The sequence below is a fragment of the Amycolatopsis sp. genome (genome assembly GCF_036008905.1).
GTDB lineage: Bacteria > Actinomycetota > Actinomycetes > Mycobacteriales > Pseudonocardiaceae > Amycolatopsis.
The window spans coordinates 1-20,566 of the sequence record NZ_DASYMU010000155.1 but is presented as its reverse complement, the minus strand read 5'-3'; the positions used below and the strand labels follow the sequence as shown (position 1 = coordinate 20,566).

Sequence of the window (20,566 nt, the reverse complement as noted above, 5' to 3'; positions counted from 1 at the left end):
CTTCGAACCGGGGTCGTACTAGTTTTTCGAACCGAGATCGGCGAGTGCATGACCCTCCTCCTGGTTGTCAACGGTGGGAGACGGTTGAGCTGTTCGAGAGGTCGGGATCACCCGCGGGGGAAGCGGGGGGTCCCTCCACGGATCGGCGAGACCCGGGGAGTGAGGGGGTGGTCGGCGAAACGAGGCCGAACACGTCGTGACGGACGGACAGGAGCGCGGACTGCAGGGCGCCCGCGCGGACGGCGTTTCCTTGTACGGAAGCGATTCCGACCGGGGTTTCCGGCAGCACGAGTTCGTGGAGGCGGGTGGAAACCCGTGCGGCGAAAGGCTCTCCGCCGGCACGGCTGACGTCTCCGCATAGCAGTACGAGTTCCGGGTCGACCACGCTGACGATGCCGGCGACAGCTGTCGCGACGCGGCGGGCGAGATCGTCGAGGAACACTTCGCCGCTCGGCCCGGCCTCCGCCGCGGCGGCGACCGCGGCCCAGCCCGTCTCGCCCTCGATGCCATGTGCGGCAGCGAGTTTGACGATCGCCGGGGAGCTGACGAGGTCGCCGAACCGCGAGCCGCTGCGCTCGGTTTCGCCGGTGGACACCGAAGCCGGATCGGGCACGCGCATCCAGTCGATCTCGCCGCCGCCACCGCTCGCGCCACGCAGCAACCGGCGCCCGACGACGACAGCGCCACCGACACCTTCACTGAGCCACACCAGGACGAAGTCGCGGCATTCGGTCGCGAGCCCGGTGGTCATCTCGGCGATCGCGACCAGGTTGACGTCGTTCTCGATCACGACGTCGATGTCCAGCTCGGCGCTCAGCCTGGCGGGGACGTCGAACCCGAGCCAGCCCGGGATGTGCGGCGCCGACGAGAGGCGGCCGGTGCGCGGATCGAAGGCACCCTGCGCGCCGATGACGACGTGGTGCAGGTCGGTGAGCTGCAGCCCGGCCAGCTTCACCACATCGCCGACGGCCTTGCCGAAGCTGCCGACGACGTCCGCGCCCGCCTCGACCGGCAGGTGCACCCGATGTTCGGCGAGCACCGCGCCGGTGATGTCGGAGACGACGAAGTCGGCTTCCTGCGGGGTGAGGTCCACCGCGACGACGTGGCCGAGCTTGCCGTTGACCGTCCACAACTGGGCACGCGGACCGCGTCCACCACTGCGAACGCCGGTTTTGACGACGATGCCGTCCTGCTCCAGCCGGGCGAGCAACTGCGCGGTGGCGGGCTTGGACAGGCCGATCGAGTACTCGAGTTCCGAGCGCGTCAACGCGCCTTCCCGCAGGAGGGCGTCGATCGCCGCGCGATCGTTCATCTCCCGCAGCATCCGGGGGCTTCCGGCTCTCACTCGTCACTCCGACTTTATTAGGGAACTTTACAGACGGTTTCCGGCGACTGTAGTGAGCGCGACCACAGGCGTCAACGCCTCAGTGAAAGTTCCCCGATAACGCTTCGGGTACCAGTGAACGGGGTGTTACGCCCGTGTACGCAGCGATGATGGGCGCCCCGCCGGGGAAAGTGTCGACACATTCCCCGGAGACATGTCGCCCGCGTGCCGACCGTCAAGCTTCCGAATATGTCGACATGTTCGGAAGCCCGGAGCCGAGCGGGTCAGGGGGTGGCGTGGGCCCAGGCTTCGAGCATGACGCGCGCGATGGACGAGTTGCCGGGCAGCACCATGGTCGCGGTGCCGCCGCCGATCGGGGTGGGCACGGCTTCGGTGTCGCGGAACTGGCTGTTTCGGAAGGCCGCCTGGACCTCGGCGCGGGACACCCACAGCGCCTCTTCGATCTCGCCGTCCGCCGGGACCAGCGGCGCCGACATGTCGGCGCGCGCGGTGAAGCCCAGCATGATCGACCGCGGGAACGGCCACGGCTGACTGCCGAGATACCGCGCGTCCCACACGTTCAGCCCGACTTCTTCGCTGATCTCCCGCTGGACACAGCCTTCGAGCGACTCGCCGGCTTCGACGAACCCGGCGAGCACCGAGTACCGGCCGACAGGCCAGATCGGTTGGCGCGCAAGCAGAACGTGCTCGCCGTTGACGCCGGAGTCGTCGTGCACCAGGCAGATGACAGCCGGGTCGGTGCGCGGGTACTCCTCGTGGCCCTTCGCCTCACACTTACTGGCCCAGCCGAGTTGGATCAGCTCCGTCGGGCTGCCGTCACGCGTGCAGAACTTCGACTGCCGCCGCCAGTGCCGCAGCGCCTGCGCGGTGGTGAACAGCCCGGCCGACGTGTCGTCGAGCAGATCGCCGTAGCCCCGCAGATCGACCCAGATCTCGCCGTCGACCTGCGGCACCTCTTCGACCATGCCCCAGCTGCCGTGCATCTTCACCGTCACCGGATCGCCCTGGGGACTGCCGGGCAGCGACCAATAGTCGACGTCCTGCGACTCCCCCAGGAACACCGCGTCCCCGGGCGGAGTGTCCCCAAAGGACAGTGCCTTGCGCGTGGCGAGCGTGTTCTCGCCCTGGCGGATCGGCGTACGGCCGATGTCGTCCAGCAGCACCACCCGCGCGTTCGGCCAGCGCGAGCGAAGCCGCTCCGGGTTGCCGCGCAAGCCTTCCTGACGGTCCACAGTGGATCGCGACAGCGTCGGCAGCCTGTCCAGACTGAACGGGACACTCATGATTCGGCGGGACCCGGCTCACCGACGATGACGTCACCGAGCGCGGTCAGCTTCTTCGCGAGGAGATCCGCGTCGCCGACGATGACGCCGGTGAACCGCTTGGGCGCGAAGAAGTCGAGCGCCGCTTGGGCGACATCGTCCGCGGTGACGCGCGCCAGCCGGTTCGGATGCTCGGCCAGCCACTCGACACCGAGACCGTCCGGCGCGAGCGCCGACAACTGCCCGGCGAGGCCCGTCTGCGAAGCCGTCGACGTCACGAGCGAGCCGATCGCGTACTGCCGCACCGACTCGACCTCTTCGGCCGTCGGCGGGACCAGGCCCAACCGGCCCAGCTCGTACCGGGTCTCCAGCACCGCGGCCGCCGTGGCGTCGCTGGCGGTGTCCGCCTCGACGTTGACGACCGCGCTGCCGCCGGTGAACTCGAATCCGGAGTGCGCGCTGTAGGTGTAACCCTTGTCCTCACGGATGTTCTCGACCAGCCGCGACGAGAAGTACCCACCGAAGGCCAGGTTCGCCATCTGCAGCGCGGCGTAGCGCGGGTCCGTCCGCGGGAGCGCCTGCGCCGAAAGCCGGATCTGGGACTGCACCGCACCGGCCCGCGGCACGAGCAGCACCTGACCGCCGGCCAGCTCGGGCAGCTCGGGCAGCCGGACCGCGGGCTTGTCGGAAGCCCAGCCCTGCAACGCCTTTTCGATGTCGGCGATGACCTTGTCCGGGTCGACGTCCCCGACGACGACCATCACGGCCCCGCGCGGCAGCACCGAACCGGCGTGCAGCGCCCGGACCTGCTCGGGCGTCACCGCGGCGACGTCTTCGGCTTCCGGGGTCTCGCGGGTGACCGGGTGGTCGCCGTAGCGGTGCTTCTGCAGCGCCTCACGGGCGATCGTCCGAGGCTGGGTCCGTGCGATGGCGAGCCGCTCGACGAGCCGCTCCGACTCACGGCCGACCTCGGCATCCACATAGGACGCTCCCGTCAGTGAATCGGCGAGCACGTCCAGGAAGGTCGGCAGGCCATTGGAAAGCGTGTTCCCGGAGACGATCAGCCGCTCCGGGTCGACCCCGGCGCCGAGGTCCGCGCCGATCAGCGCGAGCTCGGTGTCGATGGCGATCCTGTCGCGGCGGGCGGTGCCCGTCAGCAGCGTTTCGGCGAGCACCTCGGCCTTGGCCGCGTGCGTCAATTCGGTGCCGGCGAACGGAATCCACAGCCGGAGCTCGACCATCGGCACGTTGGCCTTGCGCACGGCCAGCACGCGGAGCCCGTTCGACAGCACGGTGTCCACATGCGACAGATCGGCGGCGGCGCGCTGGGTGCCCAGCGGCGGCAGCGGACGCGGCCCCTTCGGGGTGCGGCCGATCTCCTCGGCGGTGCGGTGAGTTGCGGAAGTCACTACTACTTGCCTCCCTGTTCGGGGTGGACCACCAGGACCGCGCGCGAGTCCGGACGCAAGGACTTCGCAGCGGCGGCAACGTCTTCAGCGCTGACCGAAGCGATCCGGTCGGCCAGCTGGTACACCAGCGCGGCATCGCCGTACAGCAGCTCGAACGAACCGAGCGCGAGCGTGCGGGACACCAGCCTGTCGTGTTCCGCGTGCAGGCTCGACGCCCATCGCGCGGTGACCTTGGCGAGCTCCTCCTCGTCGGGAGGGGTCGACGCCAGCTTCTCCAGCTCGTCGTCGATCGCGGCGAGCACCTGCTCGGGCGTGACGTCCGGCGCGTGGATCGCGGTGATCGAGAAGGTGTCCGGGTCACGCGCTTCGAACGGGCCGAACAGCCCGGCGCCGGCGCCGATGTCGGTGACCAGCGGCTCCCGGTGCACGAGCCGCTGCTGCAGCCGCGAACCGTCGCCGTCGGACAGGATGCTGGCCAGCACCAGGTGCGACAGGTACGCGTCGAGCTCGTTGACCGGGTCCGGCATGCGGTAGCCGACGGCCAGCGCGGGCAGCGGGGCGTGCGGGTCGGTGTGGTCGCCGCGGACCTCGCCGGTGGGCGGCGGCTCGGCGAACGAGCGGCGCGGCGGGGCCGGGCGGGCCGGGACGTCGCCGAAGTGCTTCTCGATCAGCTCACGCGCGTTGTCGATCGTGAAGTCACCGGCCACCGTGAGCACCGCGTTCGCGGGGGCGTAGAAGGTGTCGAAGAAGGCCGCGCAGTCTTCGAGCGTCGCCTGCTCGAGGTCGACGAAGTCGCCGTACCCGTTGTGGGCGTTGGCGAACGTCGAGTACAGGACCGGCGGCAGCAGGATCCAGGGGAACCCGCCGTACGGCCGGTTCAGCACGTTGAGGCGGATCTCCTCCTTCACCACGTCGATCTGGTTGGCGAGGTTCTCCTGCGTCAGCTTCGGCGCGCGCATCCTGTCGGCCTCGAGGAACAGCGCCCGCTCCAGCGCGGCGGCCGGCAGCACCTCGAAGTAGTCCGTGTAGTCCGGATGGGTCGACCCGTTGAAGGTGCCACCGCTGGACTGGACGTGCCTGAAGTGCGCCAGCTTCTCCAGGCTTTCGCTGCCCTGGAACATCAGGTGCTCGAAGAGGTGCGCGAAACCCGTGCGCCCCTCCGGCTCGGAGCGGAAGCCGACGTCGTAGTGCACGCTGACGCCGACCACCGGGGCGGTCTCGTCCGGCGCGAGCACCACGCGCAAGCCGTTGTCGAGGGTGAATCGGGTGAGGTCCGGGACAGCCATGGCACCACCCTACGGGGAAGTCACACCCTCAGGCGACGACCCTGTCCGCTGCCGGCGAACGTTCCCACGAGTGCCGCCGCGAAGTCGCCCGGTCGAGCGAATCCGGTGCCGTCGCCGTACCAATACGGCGGCGTCTCACCGGCCTTCTTCACCCAGTTGTCGGCTTCCCCGAGCGCGAGCGCGAACGGGAGCGCGCGGGAAAAGAGCAGGTCATCGACGTCTTGCCGGTCTTCGAGCTGCTCACGCAAGCCGAGCAGGCGACGCCGGAGCAGCACACCACGAGTGGTGCGAGCCGGGACCACGCGCGCACCGGACGCCAGCGCCACGCCCGCCGCGATGACGATCACACCCAGCTGGGCATATCCGACAGTCAGGGCTAACAGGACAGTCAGGAAGGCGCCGTAGAAACACAACCGCACGCCGAAGCCCGACAGTCTCTTCCGCGTGGAAAACCAGCGCCGCGCGACAAGGTCGCCTGAGAGGGCTTCGCGCAGCGGGTCGATCCCCGTCCGCGCCGCGCGCAGCTCGGAGAGCCGGACCGACTCGACGCCGTCGGGCAGCAGCGCCGCGAGCACCGCGAGTTCGAAGGCGCCGAGCTGGTCGTCGGGCGGGTTGCGCCGGACGAGCCGCCAGTCGGGGATACCGTCGTCGAGCTCCTCGTGCACCCAGAGGTAGTTGCGAACGGCCAGGTCGAGCACGGTCGCCGCGAGGTCGACGGCGTCCGCGCGGCCGGACAGCAGGCTGCCGACATGGCCCGGCAAGACTCCATCCGGCGACGCGAAGCCCGCACCCGTGAACACGTCGACTTCGAGTGCGTCACCGGGACGCGAGTCGCGCCTGCGCAGCCACCACACCAGTAATCCAGCCGCGACGAGCAGCAGGACGAAACCACCCCAGGTCCACTTGACCGGCGTGGTCGCCACGAAGGCGCCGCCCAGCGTCTTCGACGGTTCGAGCCGGGCGTTCGCCGGGACGGTACCCGCCGCGAGCTCGACGTCGACGTCGATCCGCTGTCCGGCCGGGAGGTTCCGCTGGTTGAACCGGGTCAGCCCGGAATGGTCGATCTGCGCCGCCCCGCACCGCAGGTCAGAGCCGGGCGGGCCGGCGAGGCAGCTCACCGCGTCGGGAATCCTGGGCGCGGCGAAGGACGCGCGGACGAGTTCGAGAGCGGTGTCCCAGCCCCCGGCGAGCTGCCACGACACGTCCACCACGCCGTCGCCCTCGCTGACCGCACCGTCCACTGTGTACCGGACGATCGACGTGCCGCCGCGCAGCTTCACGGTGAACTCGTCGGCGGTGACCTCCGAAGTCCCCGCGCCTTCGATGACGACGTCGCGGATACCGAGGATCCGGTCCCGGTTGTGCGCCGACGCCGTCCGCAACGGGACACGCCGGGTCATCGTGGCGTCACTCGGCACCGAGACCGCCTCGATCACCGACAACGCGCCGTCGCGCTCGACCTTGAGCTGGATCTCCGCGCTGTGCGGCAACGTCGGCAGCGGCGGTTCGTCCTGCGCGTACGCGGGCAGCGCGCCGAACACCAGGAACGCCGCCACCAGAACTCCGAGTCGCACAGGAGAACAGTAGTGAGGTCGTGTCCTACGCCGGGACGGGCTCCGGGCGGATGGACCGCAGATGGCCGGACTCGGCGAGCAGGCCGTCCAGCGCGGTGAGGAACGACGGCAGGTGCGCGGCGAACCGGCGCAGGTCACGCTCCCGCTCCAGCCCGCCGAACCAGTACAGCCCGGCCGAACCGTCCGACGAAGGATCGAGCCCGGCGAAGGTTTCCAGCCAGCGGTCGGTTTCCCCGAGCACGACGGCGTACGGCAGCGACCGCGAGAACACCATCTCGTGGTCAGCCGCGGGAACGTCGGTGACCTTGACGGTGTGCAGGTAGTTGAGCAGCCCGCGCACCTGGCCGACGAGTGCCCGGCCGCGCGCGGTGCGTGACGGCACCCAGCCCGCGCCGACCGTCAGCGCGACACCGGCGACGGCGAGCGCCACGCCCAGGAGCGCATGCCCGGCGGTGAACGTCAGCACCACTGTCCCGACGAGGCCGAGCACAAGCAGCCCGACACCCACCCAGGTCAGGCGGTTACGGCCGCTGTCCGGCCGGTGCGCGAACCAGCGCTTGCGCACGACGTCGTGGTACATCGCGTCGCTGACCTTGCGGAGATCGAGCGAGCCCCGGCCGCGCAATTCGGACAACAGCACGGAATCCGTGCCAGGTGGCAGCAAAAGGCCGAAAATCGCGCGCTCGAAGTCCAGGAGGTTGTCGTCGGCGGCGTTGCGCCGGGCGAGCTGCCAATCGACCGCACCGGTCGCGCCGCGGACTTCGGCGATCCACAAGTAGTTACGCACGGCGAGATCGACGACCGTGGCGGTGATGTCGACGACGTCGACGGTCTCGTCGACGACCGTGCCGACCTGGCCCGGCAGCACGCCGTCGGGCGAAGCGAAGTAGACGCGGCCACCGTCGCGCAGCAGCACGTCGACCGGTTCGGAACCCGCGCTCAGCGCACGCACGTCACGTTTGCGCAGCAGCCACACGGCGAGCGCGCCCAGGATCAAGAACAGCGCGAGCGTACCGAAACCGATACCCACCAACGGGGTCAGCGAAAACGCGTTGGCGACCGTGGCCGTCTTTTCGAACCGGGCGTTCGCGGGCACTGTTCCCGGTGGCAGCTGCACGGCGAGGTCGACGCGTTCGTCTGCCTTCAAACCGTCCTGCTCGACGCGGACGATACCGCTGTGATCCACTTCCGACAGTGAGCACTGCTGACTGGAACCGATGGGCCCGGCGAAACAGTCCACAGAGGACGCTTCGCGGACCGGCGCGATGAACGAAGCCGTGAGCCTGGCCAGCTCGGCGTCCCAGCCGCTCGCCAGCTGCCAGCGGACTTGCTGGTTGCCGGTGAGGTCGGCGACCGAACCGTCCACCGTGTACGTGGTGACGGACTCGCCACCGCCCAGGGTCAGGACGAGCTGGTCACCGTTCTGCTCCGCTTTTCCCGTTCCGGTCACCTTCGTGTCCCGGATCGTGTAAACGCGGTCCTGGTCGTCACCCGCCGCGACCCGCAACGGAATTCGGCGCACGAGTTGTTGCCCACCGGGGATCTTCACCGTCTCCGTGACGGAAAGACTGCCGTCCCGCAGGACTTTCAGCGCCACATCGGCGGAGGGACCGGTGGCGTCGGGCTGCACCTGGCCGGCGTCGCCCTGCACACCGTCGGCGGGCGGCGCCGAGACCTGCGGCAGGCCCGGCAGCGGCGGCCCGCCACTGGGACTGTTCACGTCCGTCTGCGACGGGAACATCAAGGCAGCGACGGTCAGTACCGTGGCCGGCCCCCAATTCATCAACACAGTCACACACCCTAGGGCAGTCGCTCTATGCTGACCGCCGAAACGCCAAACCCACCACCTGGGTGCATGAACAAGGCGTTGGCTTGACCGCATGGGGGATCCGACTCGATGAACCAGCCGCCACCCGGCCTGCCCGATCCACGTTTCCGGCCGTTGCCGCCACCGGGCGGGCGGCCGTTGCCGCCGCGAGGCGCTCCTGTTCCGCGATACCGTCCGGCGCAGCCTCAGCCGATGCCCGCCTGGCAGCAGCGTCCCGGCCCACCGAGCGGCGGGTTTCCCCTGCCACCGCCCGGGTTCGCGCCCCTTCCCCCGCCGCGTCAAGGCGTGCCGATGCCGCCCGCGTACTACCCCGCGGGTCCGCCGCGATTCGGTCCACAGCCGGGATTCGGCCCGGTTTACCGGTATCCCGTCGCGAAGAAGTCCAACACCGCGCTGATCGCGAGTCTGTCGATCCTCGGGGTGTTCGTGGTCGTGGGCGGTTTGATCGCGACCGTCACGCTGTCCGGTGGCGGCTCACGTCGTCAAAGCGCGGAGGCCGGTTACGAGAGCTACCCGACGACAACGACGTCCAGCGAACGGACGTCGACGTCATCCACGACGACGTTCACCACGAGCCGGTCGACGAGCACCAGGAGCACCAGCCAGAGCACGGCGACGAAGAGCACACCGTCAGGCCCGCAGCCGTCGGCGACGCTCGGGACCAATCCGCTTTTCACGAAGGCCGACGGTGGATTGCCGAACACCGCCTGCCAGCTCACGAAATGGGCGACGAACCCGGAAGCCGCGGCCGCCTTCTTCGAGAGCGCGCGGAAATGTCTTGACGCGCCTTGGAAAGAAGCCATGGCCTACGCGAATCTGCCGTTCCGCGTGCCGACGGTGAAGTACCCGTCCGGCACCAACTGGTCCAGCCCGTGCGGCGGGGTCACCAAGGGCGCGGCAGCGGCGTTCTACTGCTCCCAGAACGAGACGCTCTACATGCCGTTCGAAGGCCTGCAGACCAAACAGCACGGCAGCCGGCCCGGTGTCTACTTGGCACTGTTCGCCCACGAGTACGGCCATCACGTGCAGGCGCTGTCCGGGATGACCGACGCCTACTGGGACCAGCGCTACGAAGCCGGGACGGACTCCGCCGCCGGGCTGGAGATGTCCCGGCGGTTCGAGCTGCAGGCGCAGTGCTTCTCTGGGATGTACCTCGGCTCGACGGTGAACCGGGGCGGCGACGTCGACCAGCCCATGTACCGCGACGCCTGGCAGACGCAGAACCGCGGCGATCACGGCGGCGGCCCGCGCGACCACGGCTCCGACGCGCACACCGTTTCGTGGTGGCAACAGGGCGCGCTGAAGAACCGGACGACCCAGTGCAACACCTGGGCGTCGGCCGCGAACGACGTCTCTTAGCCGGGAGGGGCGAACGGGTTGTCGGGCGCCGGGGTTTGCTCCGTCGGGGCCGGGGTGGCGCTCGGCGGCGCGGCGGCGGGCGGCGGGTGGATGTACGTCATCGTCGGCACCGGCCGCCCGAAGGCTCGCAGGTGATCCCGCGACCGCCGCTCGGCGAGCACGGCCGAAAGAAAGGCCCACGCCGGGACGCCCGGTGGCGGCGGCGTGCCGATGCACTGCCCGACCTGCATGGCGAGGGAGTAGCCAAGGGAGTCCGCGGCCTCCAGTCGGAGTTCGTTCATCCGCCCGAGGAACTGCCGGGCGGCGAGCGCGAGATCGTCCGGCAGGCCGCTGAGGTCGAGCTGCGACGCCCACTGAGCCAGCTGCGGCGGCATCTGGATCTCCGAGGTCATCCCGGCGTCCGGCACCCGTTCGCGGATCACGACGGTGCCCGCGAGGTAGTCCCCGACCCGTTTGCCGTCAGGGGAAAGCAACGACACGATCAGCGCGATCGAGCCGCCGAAACCCAGCAGCCAGAAGTCGACGAGCACCCCGCACAATGCGCGGGCGAGCGCGTGCCGGAAGCGGATCGGGCCGCCGTCGGCGCGCACCACCCGGAGCCCGACGGCCATCTTCCCCAGGGTGCGGCCGCGGGTCAGCGTCTCGAACAGCAGCGGGTAGCCGACCATCACGAGCACGAACGAGCCCAGGATGATCGTCAGGATCAACGAGGTGTCCCCCGACGGCGTCGCCCAGAGCGCGATCAGGAAAACGATCAGCAGGAGGGCCGCCTGCAGGGCGACGTCCAGCATCATCGCCAGCCCGCGGCTGGCGAGCCTCGCGATCCTCAGGTCGACGACCACGGCCTCGCCGGTGATGAGATCTGACTCTTCTCGCACCAGGCCACTCTATTGATCCCTTGGTGGTTGCGAGCGAAGTTCGTTGGGGGTATTCGGCGGATCCAGGTTTTCGCTGGGTGTGCGGCCGGTAGACCCTCGTACCGGTGTTGTACTCGGGTCTTCCGGCCGTGCGCCCAGCGGGAAGCTGGGCCGTCGAGACCCCCGACCCACTTTCGGTCGTGACCGCTTAGGCTCCACCATTGACACCGGCCTGCGTGAGAGCGCCTTGGGTGACGCCCCAGGCGTCGAGGATCTTGCCGTAGGTGCCGTCGGTGATGAGCGCCTGCAACGCCTTCTGGATCGACTCCGTCAGCGCCTTGTTCCCCTTGTTGACGCCGATCCCGTACGGGCCACCGTTGATCGGCTCGCCCGGCACGACGTCGAAGAACTTGCCGTCACCGGCGGTCTTGGAGATGTAGACCGCGCTGGGCAGGTCGTTGAGGAGCGCGGCGACGCGGCCGGTGCGCAGCTGGTTCTGGTTCTGCGTGTCACTGTCGGTCGCGGTGACGGTGACCGCGCCCTTGCCGGCCGCGGTGCACTTGGTGCTCTGCTCGGCGGCGAACTTCTGGTGGCTGGTGCCCTGGACGACGGCGACGGCCTTGCCGCACAACGCGTCCGGCCCGGTGACGCCGTCCGGGTTGCCCTTCTTGACCATGATCGTGATGCCGGACTGGAAGTAGTCGACGAAGTCGATCGAGCCCTGGCGTTCCTTGGTGTCGTTCATCCCGGCCATGGTCAGGTCGACGCGACCGGACTGCAGGCTGGTGATGAGCGACCCGAACGCCATGTCCTGGTGCGCGACCTTGACGCCGAGCTTCGCGCCGATCGCCTTGGCGATGTCGACCTCGAAACCGATCGGCGTCTTGCCGTCGGCGGAGTAGAAGTTGTTCGGCGCGGACTGGATGTTGGACGCCAGGTTCAGCACGCCGGCCTGCGCGTTCTTCGCGGGCAGGCCGGCGGCGAGCGCGTCGTCCTTCTGGACTCCGGCGAGCAGCGCGGTGGTGTCGGGGATCGGGCTCGAACTCGCGCCGGCGGGCTGTCCCCCGGCGCCGTCCTCGCCGCCGCCACACGCCGTCGCGACCAGCGCGACAACAGCGGCGAACGCGGCTACGCGCAGACGTGAAACGGGCAAAGACGCAGCTGAGGGCATGCGGTACCTCCACGACCAGTGGGCCTTCGAGTGATGCGAGGGACGCTACAACTGCTTGTTGAAGGAGTCAACAGCCAGTTGAAATCTCGTCCCGCGCTAGGGTCGGACCGTGATCGAACAGCTGAGCATCCCCACCCCCGCCGGGAACTTCGACGCGATCGCGTCGGGACCGGAAGACGGCAGGCCGGTGCTGTTGCTGCACGGTTTCCCCGAGGCCGCGATCGCGTGGGAAGAGCAGGTCGCGAAGCTCGGATCCGAAGGTTTCCGGGCGGTCGCGCCGGACCAGCGGGGGTACTCGCCGGGTGTGCGACCGGAACAGGTCGCGGAGTACGGCATCGACACCCTCGTCGAGGACGCGCTGGCGATGGCGGATTCACTCGGCTGGGGCAAATTCGACCTCGTCGGCCACGACTGGGGCGCGGCCGTCGCGTGGTGGACCGCCGATCACGCGCCCGAACGGCTCCGCACACTCACCGCCATTTCGACGCCGCATCCCGCCGCGCTCGCGGAGGCCATGCACACCGACGAGGACCAGCATCTGCGCTCGGGTTACCTGACCGAGTGGCGCCAGGGCCGCGTCACCGAGCGGCGCATGCTGGCGGACGACGCCGACGCGCTGCGCCGGATGTTCGACTGGAAGGTCGCGCCGAGCAAGATCGACGAGTACGTGCGGCGACTGTCGGAGCCGGGCGCGCTCACCGCGGCGCTGAACTGGTACCGCGCGGGGCGCCCCGGCGGGAAGATCGGCAAGATCACCGTGCCGACGCTGTACGTCTGGTCCACCGAAGACGTCGCTTTCGGCTCCACGGCCGCGCTCGCCACCCAGAACTGGGTGGACGCGCCTTATCACTTCCAGATGTTCGAAGATGTTTCACATTGGGTCGTCGAAGAAGTTCCGGAAGCGGTCAGCGCCCTGCTCATGGCCCAATTCAGCGTCTACTGAACGGGCGCCCGCAAAGCCACGCGAGCCCTGTTGCCTGGGCTCGAATCAATACGTGCCACGCCGCTGGAAGCCGCCGCCAAGCGTAGATACGGTTACCGCGAGACTTCGAGCCGGAACGGAAGTGGCAGGCGAATGGCTGAACTGGTGATCATGAGGCACGCGAAATCGGCGTGGCCGGACGGTTTCGCCGACCTCGAGCGGCCGCTCGACGACCGCGGCCGCCGGGAGGCGCCGTTCGCGGGACGCTGGATCCAGGAGCACCACGCCCCGGACCTGGTCATCTCCTCACCCGCGCTGCGCACGCGGCAGACCTGGGAACTCGTTTCGGCCGAACTCGAGACGGTCCCGGAGATCCGGTTCGACGATCGGCTCTACGCGACTTCCGCCGAGACCTACGCCTCCGTGGTGCGGGAAGCGGCCGACGACGTCCGGACCCTGCTCCTGATCGGGCACAATCCGGACGTCGAAGAGCTCGTCACGCTGCTCACCGGGGATTCGGTCGGGTTCAAGACCGGCACGATCGCCGTGCTCACCTCGTCCGCGGCCTGGAAGAAAGCCGGACGCGGGTGGGCGAGCGTCGAAACCAGCGTCACCCCACGCGGCTGAACCACTCCAGCGCCAGCGGGATACCGGCGATCCCGGAGCCGAAGTGGTCGAGGTCGCCGAGGTTGACCACCTGCGCGTTCGCCCCGCGGGCCCGCAGATCCTGCTGGCAGTCAAGGGAGTTCGTGATGGTGACGTCCGTGTCCAGGTTCGCCGCGTACAACCGCACCGGCACCTTGGGCCGCCACGAGCAGGTGTCGTCGTTCTCGCGCATCGCGTCGAGCAGCGCGCCCGTCGGGTGCGCCAGGCGCCGGAGGTAGTCGTCGGTGAGGAGCTCCTGCGGACTCCTGGCCATCGACCGGAAGATGACCTCCTCGTCGTGGTCGCCGTCGAACAGCGCCTCGACGGTTTTGTCGTACGGCGCCCGGAAAACCTCGGACGGGTTGTCGTACAGGTGATGCAGCCGGTTCATCGAGGTGATCCAGTACGCGAGGTAGAACGCGCCGCTTTCCGGGGAGACCTCGCCCTTGGTCAGCAGACCGGGTAGTTCCGCGTTCTCGACGTCGTACGGCCCACTGATCGGGGCGAGCCCGCCGAGCCGCAGGTACCTGTCGGCACCGCCTTGCAACGCGCGGCCGAGCGACATCGCGGCCTGGCCGCCCTGCGAGAAGCCGGTCACGAAGACCTTCTCGTCGAGCTTGCGATGTTGTTGTGCGGCAAGCGTTCGCGCCGCGCGCAGCATGTCGAGCGACGCCGTGGTCTCCGACGCTTCGTCCATGTACGGATGGTTTCCGGGGCCCAGCCCGAGGCCGAGGTAGTCCGGGGAAACGGCCGCGTACCCGGCCGACGCGATGAGCAGCGTGACCGGGTAGTCGAGCGTTTCCTTCTCCACCGAGGCGACTTCGTCGCGCGAAGCCCGCGTTCCGTGTTCATAGGCGACGGTCCGGAGTTCCCGCCGGTTGTTGTCCGGCAGCGCGACCAGACCACTCGCGGTGGTGACCTTTCCGTGGGCGTCGATCGTCCGGTACGTGATGCGGTACGCGTGGACACCGTATTCCGCCTGCTTCGCGTCCAACGGCCCGAACGTGCCCGGTTTCAGTGCGTCCTCTTCGGACAGTGTCTGGACGGGCACCACCGAAATGAGCGCACCGCGTTGTGACGTCGAGGCCGACGCGACCGGCGTGGCCGCCAGCAGCATTCCACAGATCAGGACCGCCGCCAGGATCTTCTTGACAGGGAAGGAAGTCATGCGTCCAGCCTGGCCGCGGCCACTCCCCTATCCCAGCCTGCCAGCCACCCCGCCACCGGTAGGGCTGACCCTACTGTGCCTTGCCATTTTCAATCCGTTCCGCTGGGCCCGAACCGCTCGGTCTTGATTCGGTGCGGGTCGTGCCCGAGCGCGACGAGGATGTCCGCCACCGCCTCGACGAAACCCGTGGGCCCGCAGACGAAACAGCTGGGCTCGAAGTCCGGCGGCCAGCCGTGTGTGTTGACCTCGGGAACGCCGATGCGCCGCGGCGGCACGAGCGCACCCTCCGGCATTTCGCGGGTGTACACATAGGTCACGTCGAGGCCTGGCTCCGGCCGTCGCAGCTCGTCGGCGTAATAGATGTCGGCGGGCGTGCGGACCGAGTAAATGAGCTTGAACGGCGTACGGCTGCCCACGGCGCGACGAGCGCGGATCATCGCCATCAGCGGCACGATCCCCGAGCCGCCCGCGAGGAGCAGCACCGGCTGGGTTTCCGTGGCACGCCAGACGAACCAGCCGCCGACCGGGCCGCGGAACTCGACCGGATAGCCGACTTCGAAGCCCTCGGTGAGGTACGGCGAAACCTCACCGTCCGGCACGCGCTGCACGGTCAGCTCCACCTCCTCGCCGTTTTCCGGCGCGGACAGGGAATAGCTGCGCTGCGCGCTGTAGCCGTCGGCCGAGGTGAGCCGGACATCGACGCGCTGTCCCGGCAGGTGACCCGGCCAGCCCGGCACGTCGAAGACGAGCGTGCGGGCCGTCGGCGTCTCCTCCCGGAACCGCGCGAGCGTGGCGACCCTCCATTGAAGACGGTCGGCGACTTTCGGGCTCATGTTTTGGACCGATTACGTCAGGGCCACAGCGGCTTCGCTGGTGTACATCAGGAAGGTCAGCGACTCCTGGAAATACAGGTCGATACTCGTGGCGTCGTGCGAGGAGTAGCCGATCGACAGGTCCTGGCCGATGTGCAGCTCGTAGTCGCCGCCGCGGGTGGACAGCAGGACCGCGCCATCGATGGCCGGCGCCCAGATGATGTCGCCGTCGAGGACACGGGCGAGATGCTCACGCACCGGGTAACCGTGGTCGGCGGTCTCGTTGACGGCGGTGTACGCGTCCGCGCTGAGCAGCAGCGAGTACGGGCCGTTGACACCGGCGAGCCGCAGCGCGGTCACGGCCTGGCTGACGATGTCCGGGTAGTCGGTGGCCTTGTCCGGCAGCACGAGCGTGGCGTTGGAGGAGCTTTCGCGGATGCCTTTGATCCCGGCGGCCTCGTAGCCCTCGAAGATCGCGCGGTCCTCGGCGAACGCGATCTGCTGCGCCGCGTCCTTCACCGGCTGCCAGTCGGAGTCCTTCGAGCCGCGCTCGACGTCGTCGACGGCCTGGCGGTCCACGGTGAACGGGACCCGTAGCTCGACCACGGCCTGCGCCTGCCGCACATGCGTGATGATGCCGTCGCCCGGTGAGGGCAGGGCGGTGAGATGCCCGGTGCCGACCGCGGCCAGCTCCAGCCCGGCGGGACCTTCGACGTCGACGACCCGGCGGCCGGCGAGGTGCCGCTTGAACGTGCGCCGGGCCTCCTCTTCCAGGTCGGCCCAGGCCGCCGAGGAGATCGGGGCAAGTTCGCGGTGCAGGTTGTTCATGGGCGCATGCTCCTTTTCAGGTCTCCGATCCCAAGGGAACCGTCGAACGCGGGCAGGTCGGGTTCTTCCGCCGCGGCCGGCGGATCGGGGAGATCTTCGAGGAAGTCCGCTGTCGGGACGTAGAACAAGCTTCCGGTGAGGACGGTCGAGAAGTCGAGGATACGGTCGTAGTTCCCCGGTGGGTCACCGACAAACATGTTCTCCAGCATCCGCTCGGTGACCGACGGCGTGCTCGAATAGCCGATGAAGTAGGTGCCGAACTCGCCGTTGCCGACCGTGCCGAAGGGCATGTTGTCGCGCACGATGTCGAGCTCGTTGCCCTCGTCGTCGGTGATGACGTTCAGCGCGACATGGGAGTTCGGCGGTTTGACGTCGTCGTCGAGCTCGATGTTGGACAGCTTCGTCCGGCCGATCACACGTTCCTGTTCCTCGACGGACAGGGCGTCCCACGAACTCATGTCGTGCAGGTACTTCTGCACGATGACGTAGCTGCCGCCGGCGAAGTCCGGGTCTTCGGTGCCGACGGTGACGGCGGCCTCGGCGGCGCGTCCGAACGGGTTCTCGGTACCGTCCACGAAACCGAGCAGGTCACGCTGCTCGAAGAACTTGAAGCCCTGTACCTCGTCGACCACCGTGACCACGCCCGAAAGGCGGCGCATGAGCTGCGTCGCCAGTTCGAAGCACAGGTCCAGCCTGTCCGCGCGGAGGTGGAAAAGCAGGTCGCCGGGAGTGGACACGGCTTCGTGCTTTTCGCCCTCGAGTGCCCGGAACGGATGCAGCTCGGCCGGGCGAGGGCCGCCGAAGAGGCGGTCCCACGCATCCGAACCTATTCCGGTGACGCAGGCCAGCCGGCCGTCCGGAATGCGGAAGCCGACCGCCTTCTGCAGCCCGGCGAGGTCCTCCAGCAAGTCGCGCACGTCCTGCTCGCCCCCGGCGTCGATCGTCGCCACCAGGAAGATCGCCGCACTCGTGACGGGACCGAGCACCGGTTGTGGTTCGACTGTCATGGCAGGGCGCACTCCTACGGGTCTAGGAGTGCTCAGCCTGCCACGATCCGCGCCCGCGCGCCTCCGTCACCCGACCGTGGCGTGCATCTCCCAGACGAGGACTTCGGCGGGTTCGATCGCGGTGATCTTTTGCCCACCTGTCGCGGAGAACCGGACGGCGTCGCCCGTCGACAATTCGCCGGCGCCCTCCAGCGTCACCGACCCGCGCGGCACGTACAGGTGCAGCAGCGGAGCGTCCGGCAGCTCGACGGTCTGGCCGGGCTGAAGCCGCGCCGCGTGGAGCGCGGCGAACTTGTTGGCGATCCGGATCGCCGACGCGCCGTCGTGCTTGCGCATGCCGGACGCGACCGGCACCAGTCCGCCGGAGAGCAGGTCGTTCTCGATCTCCAGCTGCTCGTAACCCGGGGTGATCCCGGCTTCGTCGGGCACGACCCACATCTGCACGAAGTGCACGGGTTCCTGGTGCTCGTCGCCGCCGTCGAGCCGCCAAGAGTCGTTCTTTTCGGAGTGCAGGATGCCGGTCCCGGCGCTCATCCGCTGGGCGAGGCCCGGGTAGATGATGCCGGAGTGCCCGGTCGAGTCCTGGTGCACCAGCGCACCCTGCAGCACCCAGGTCACGATCTCCATGTCCTGGTGGGGATGGGTGTCGAAACCCATCCCCGGCCGGACGACGTCGTCGTTGTTGACCAGGAGCAGTCCGTGGTGCGTGTTCGCCGGGTCGTACTGGCCGCCGAAGGAGAACGAGTGCTTGGAGTCAAGCCAATCGATCTTCGTGGCCGACCGATCGCCGGAGCGGCGGATATCGACCTGCGGACGCAACGCGGTCTTGCTCATTTCTGGCCTTCCCTGGGCGCTTTGGAGAGGTTGGTGGAGGGGGTTGTTCAGCCGACCTTGATCGCGGAGATGTCGAACTCGAGCACGACCTTGTCGCTGACCAGCACGCCGCCGGTCTCGAGCGCGGCGTTCCACGTGATGCCGAACTCCTTGCGGCTGATCGTCGTGGTGCCCTCGAAGCCGATACGGACGTTGCCGTACGGGTCGGTGGCGACACCCTCGTGCGAGATCTTGACCGTGACGGGCTTGGTGACGTCCTTGACCGTGAGGTCGCCGGTCACCTCGAAGTCCGTGTCGCCGAGGTGGCTGATGTCGGTCGAGACGAAGTTGATCTCGGGGTAGGTGTCGAGCTGCAGGAAGTCACTGCTGCGCAGGTGACCGTCGCGGTCGGCGTTGGCGGTGTCGACGCTGTGGGCCTTGATGTTCACCACGGCGGTGGACTTGGCGGGGTCGTCACCGTCGACCTGCAGGGCGCCGGTGAACTCCTTGAACTGCCCACGGACCTTCGTGACCATCGCGTGCCGGGCGACAAAGCCGATACGGCTGTGCGTCGGGTCGAAGTCGTACTTGCCGGTGAGCTGGGTGAACGAGGTGGTCATGATTACTCCCAAGTGGTTGACGTGTCATCTATGAAATACACAACCTGGGTGACGTGTCAACTATTCCGGGTATGATGACCCTTATGACGGACCCCCGATGGCTTGACGAGACCCAGCAGCGCGCGTGGCGGAAGTACATGTCCATGCAGGCCCAGCTCAACGCCCGCCTGAACCGCCAGCTGCAGGCCGACTCGAAGCTGTCCCTGTCCGACTTCGAGGTGCTGGTCCAGCTCACGGACAACCCGTCACACAAGGTGCGGATGTTCGAGGTCGCCCAAGCCCTGCAGTGGGAGAAGAGCAGGCTGTCCCATCACCTGGTCCGGATGCAGAAGCGCGGTCTCGTCGCGCGCGAGGAATGCCCGTCGGACGCGCGGGGCGCGTTCATCGTGCTGACCCCGGAGGGCCGGACGGCGATCGAGGAAGCCGCGCCACAGCACGTGGACACCGTGCGACGGCTGTTCTTCGAGGGGATGACCGAGGAGCAGATCAGCACACTGGCGACGATGTCGGAAGCGATCCTCAAACGGCTGGCCGCCGAGGAGGATTAGCGGATGGAACCGATTCACGTGGACTTCTGGTTCGATCCGTCTTGCCCCTGGTCGGCCCGGATGTCGGCAGTCCCGTGATCGCGGTGCCGGGACCGGACGGCGAGCGGGTCGCCGGGTTCGCCGAACTCAAGCGCACCCGGCTCAGCGAGCCGGACTTCAGCTAGTGCGGTCCCCGTACGAGTGGTCTTGGGCGCGGCCAGGCGAGTCCGGCCGGGCCTTTCCCACCACGCCTTTACCTTGATCGCCAGCAACACAGGCGATCCGAGGGGACATCGTGGGACGGAAGTACTCGACGTTATGGACGGCCCCCGCTCCCTCGGCCGTGGTCTTCGACTGCGACGGCACCCTCATGGACACCGTGACGTGCATCCAAGACGTCCTCGACGCCATGTTCGCCCGCCGGGCCACGTCCTGTTCGGACGCTGACCACACCTGGCTACCCGGGCGCTCCCTCCCCGAGATCTCCTCCATGATGGCAACCCGCTTCAACGAACCAGTCGCCTCAATGGAGCGAGAACTGACCGACGGCCTCTCGGACGCCGTCGCCGCGACCGGCCGCCCCATGCCCGGCGCACTCAAACTCGTCCACCGCCTCGCCTCACTCATGCCGATAGCCGTTGCCAGCAGCGCCCCTCGCGCCGTGCTCGACAAAGCCTTGGCGCAGGCCGGACTCACCGCCCTCATCCCGGTCACCCTCTCGGCCGGAGACGTCGAACACGCGAAGCCCGCACCGGACATCTATCTCGCCGCGTGCGCCCGGCTCGACGTCGACCCGGCTACCGCTCTTGCTGTCGAAAACACTGCGGCCGGGGTGCGCTCCGCTTTGGACGCAGGCATGACAGTGCTAGGTGTCGGCCCGCAACCACTCGGTGCCCACGCACAAGTCACCCGCCTCGACGACCTCGCCCTCACCGCCTGGGTAGACCACTGGGCCCGAATGTAAGTGTGGGAAAGGCAAATGTGGCGCGCTCTTCCTTCGGCGTCGGGTGGGCGGGTCGTGAGTGCTTACGAGTGTTAGAACACTTGTAGCCACTCACGACCCCACCGCCTGAAACTCAGCCAGGCAAGTCGTAAAACTCAAGCAGCCACAGGAACACGGGACACAGCCCCAG

General features: G+C 68.5%; 20 protein-coding genes. 6 read left to right on the top strand and 14 right to left on the bottom strand.

All coding sequences use genetic code 11. From position 1 onward, the window contains the following. Positions 1-67 precede the first annotated feature (67 nt). From VGP60_RS27005 to VGP60_RS26980, 6 genes are all read right to left on the bottom strand, one after another. Positions 68-1,324 carry an ROK family transcriptional regulator gene (locus tag VGP60_RS27005; protein ID WP_327550958.1) on the bottom strand — a complete coding sequence of 419 codons (1,257 nt, stop codon included), beginning with the start codon at positions 1,322-1,324 and terminating at the stop codon, positions 68-70. Between the two features lie 284 nt (positions 1,325-1,608). Next, positions 1,609-2,628: an NAD(+) diphosphatase gene (nudC, locus tag VGP60_RS27000; protein ID WP_327550916.1), complete on the bottom strand. Its 1,020-nt coding sequence runs from the start codon at positions 2,626-2,628 to the stop codon at positions 1,609-1,611. Continuing rightward, positions 2,625-4,016 (bottom strand): pitrilysin family protein, encoded by a 1,392-nt coding sequence (locus tag VGP60_RS26995; RefSeq protein WP_327550915.1) that lies wholly within the window; start codon positions 4,014-4,016, stop codon positions 2,625-2,627. The genes nudC and VGP60_RS26995 overlap by 4 nt, the downstream gene beginning before the upstream one ends. A gap of 2 nt (positions 4,017-4,018) precedes the next feature. Next, the gene (locus VGP60_RS26990; RefSeq protein ID WP_327550914.1) at positions 4,019-5,302 is read right to left on the bottom strand and encodes a pitrilysin family protein; all 1,284 of its coding nucleotides are present in this window, start codon (positions 5,300-5,302) and stop codon (positions 4,019-4,021) included. Between the two features lie 20 nt (positions 5,303-5,322). Beyond that, positions 5,323-6,876: a DUF2207 family protein gene (locus VGP60_RS26985; protein ID WP_327550913.1), complete on the bottom strand. Its 1,554-nt coding sequence runs from the start codon at positions 6,874-6,876 to the stop codon at positions 5,323-5,325. Between the two features lie 25 nt (positions 6,877-6,901). Then, on the bottom strand, positions 6,902-8,659 hold the full coding sequence (locus tag VGP60_RS26980) for a DUF2207 family protein (protein ID WP_327550912.1): 1,758 nt from the start codon (positions 8,657-8,659) through the stop codon (positions 6,902-6,904). 237 nt (positions 8,660-8,896) lie between these two features. Here VGP60_RS26980 and VGP60_RS26975 point away from each other — a divergent pair, with 237 nt between their 5' ends. Next, positions 8,897-10,063 (top strand): neutral zinc metallopeptidase, encoded by a 1,167-nt coding sequence (locus VGP60_RS26975; RefSeq protein WP_327550911.1) that lies wholly within the window; start codon positions 8,897-8,899, stop codon positions 10,061-10,063. Here the strand turns inward: VGP60_RS26975 and VGP60_RS26970 are convergent. Both VGP60_RS26970 and VGP60_RS26965 read right to left on the bottom strand, forming a co-directional pair. Next, complete coding sequence (locus VGP60_RS26970) at positions 10,060-10,941, bottom strand: RDD family protein (RefSeq protein WP_327550910.1); 882 nt, start codon at positions 10,939-10,941, stop codon at positions 10,060-10,062. The two genes, VGP60_RS26975 and VGP60_RS26970, sit on opposite strands and share 4 nt — an antisense overlap. 187 nt (positions 10,942-11,128) lie before the next feature. Next, on the bottom strand, positions 11,129-12,091 hold the full coding sequence (locus tag VGP60_RS26965; RefSeq protein WP_327550909.1) for an ABC transporter substrate-binding protein: 963 nt from the start codon (positions 12,089-12,091) through the stop codon (positions 11,129-11,131). A gap of 109 nt (positions 12,092-12,200) precedes the next feature. On the opposite strand from VGP60_RS26965, the gene VGP60_RS26960 reads away from it, so the two are divergent. Together VGP60_RS26960 and VGP60_RS26955 are read left to right on the top strand one after the other, a co-directional pair. After that, the gene (locus VGP60_RS26960; RefSeq protein ID WP_327550908.1) at positions 12,201-13,034 is read left to right on the top strand and encodes an alpha/beta hydrolase; all 834 of its coding nucleotides are present in this window, start codon (positions 12,201-12,203) and stop codon (positions 13,032-13,034) included. 132 nt (positions 13,035-13,166) lie between these two features. Continuing rightward, complete coding sequence (locus VGP60_RS26955) at positions 13,167-13,640, top strand: histidine phosphatase family protein (protein ID WP_327550907.1); 474 nt, start codon at positions 13,167-13,169, stop codon at positions 13,638-13,640. Here VGP60_RS26955 and VGP60_RS26950 read toward each other — a convergent pair. The 6 genes from VGP60_RS26950 to VGP60_RS26925 all read right to left on the bottom strand — a co-directional run bounded on the left by VGP60_RS26950 (position 13,624) and on the right by VGP60_RS26925 (position 18,906). Further along, the gene (locus VGP60_RS26950) at positions 13,624-14,826 is read right to left on the bottom strand and encodes a lipase (RefSeq protein WP_327550906.1); all 1,203 of its coding nucleotides are present in this window, start codon (positions 14,824-14,826) and stop codon (positions 13,624-13,626) included. The two genes, VGP60_RS26955 and VGP60_RS26950, sit on opposite strands and share 17 nt — an antisense overlap. Positions 14,827-14,915: 89 nt before the next feature. Continuing rightward, positions 14,916-15,659, bottom strand: coding sequence for a ferredoxin reductase (locus tag VGP60_RS26945; protein ID WP_327550905.1), 744 nt, complete (start codon positions 15,657-15,659; stop codon positions 14,916-14,918). A 12-nt stretch (positions 15,660-15,671) separates the two neighbouring features. Further along, complete coding sequence (locus VGP60_RS26940; protein WP_327550904.1) at positions 15,672-16,466, bottom strand: family 1 encapsulin nanocompartment shell protein; 795 nt, start codon at positions 16,464-16,466, stop codon at positions 15,672-15,674. Beyond that, positions 16,463-17,473, bottom strand: a complete 1,011-nt coding sequence (locus tag VGP60_RS26935; protein WP_327550903.1) for a Dyp-type peroxidase — start codon at positions 17,471-17,473, stop codon at positions 16,463-16,465. The genes VGP60_RS26940 and VGP60_RS26935 overlap by 4 nt, the downstream gene beginning before the upstream one ends. A 66-nt stretch (positions 17,474-17,539) precedes the next feature. Then, positions 17,540-18,307: a pirin family protein gene (locus tag VGP60_RS26930; RefSeq protein ID WP_327550902.1), complete on the bottom strand. Its 768-nt coding sequence runs from the start codon at positions 18,305-18,307 to the stop codon at positions 17,540-17,542. 47 nt (positions 18,308-18,354) lie between these two features. Further along, on the bottom strand, positions 18,355-18,906 hold the full coding sequence (locus VGP60_RS26925; RefSeq protein WP_327550901.1) for a YceI family protein: 552 nt from the start codon (positions 18,904-18,906) through the stop codon (positions 18,355-18,357). 83 nt (positions 18,907-18,989) lie between these two features. On the opposite strand from VGP60_RS26925, the gene VGP60_RS26920 reads away from it, so the two are divergent. The 3 genes from VGP60_RS26920 (at position 18,990) to VGP60_RS26910 (ending at position 20,397) form a co-directional block, all read left to right on the top strand. After that, a complete protein-coding gene (locus tag VGP60_RS26920) occupies positions 18,990-19,454 on the top strand; it encodes a MarR family winged helix-turn-helix transcriptional regulator (protein WP_327550900.1) in 465 nt (154 codons plus the stop codon). Positions 19,455-19,495: 41 nt separating this feature from the next. Beyond that, entirely contained in the window at positions 19,496-19,618 is a 123-nt protein-coding gene (locus VGP60_RS26915; RefSeq protein ID WP_327550899.1) for a hypothetical protein, read from the top strand. Positions 19,619-19,728: 110 nt separating this feature from the next. Continuing rightward, positions 19,729-20,397, top strand: a complete 669-nt coding sequence (locus VGP60_RS26910) for an HAD family phosphatase (RefSeq protein ID WP_327550898.1) — start codon at positions 19,729-19,731, stop codon at positions 20,395-20,397. Positions 20,398-20,566 lie beyond the last annotated feature (169 nt).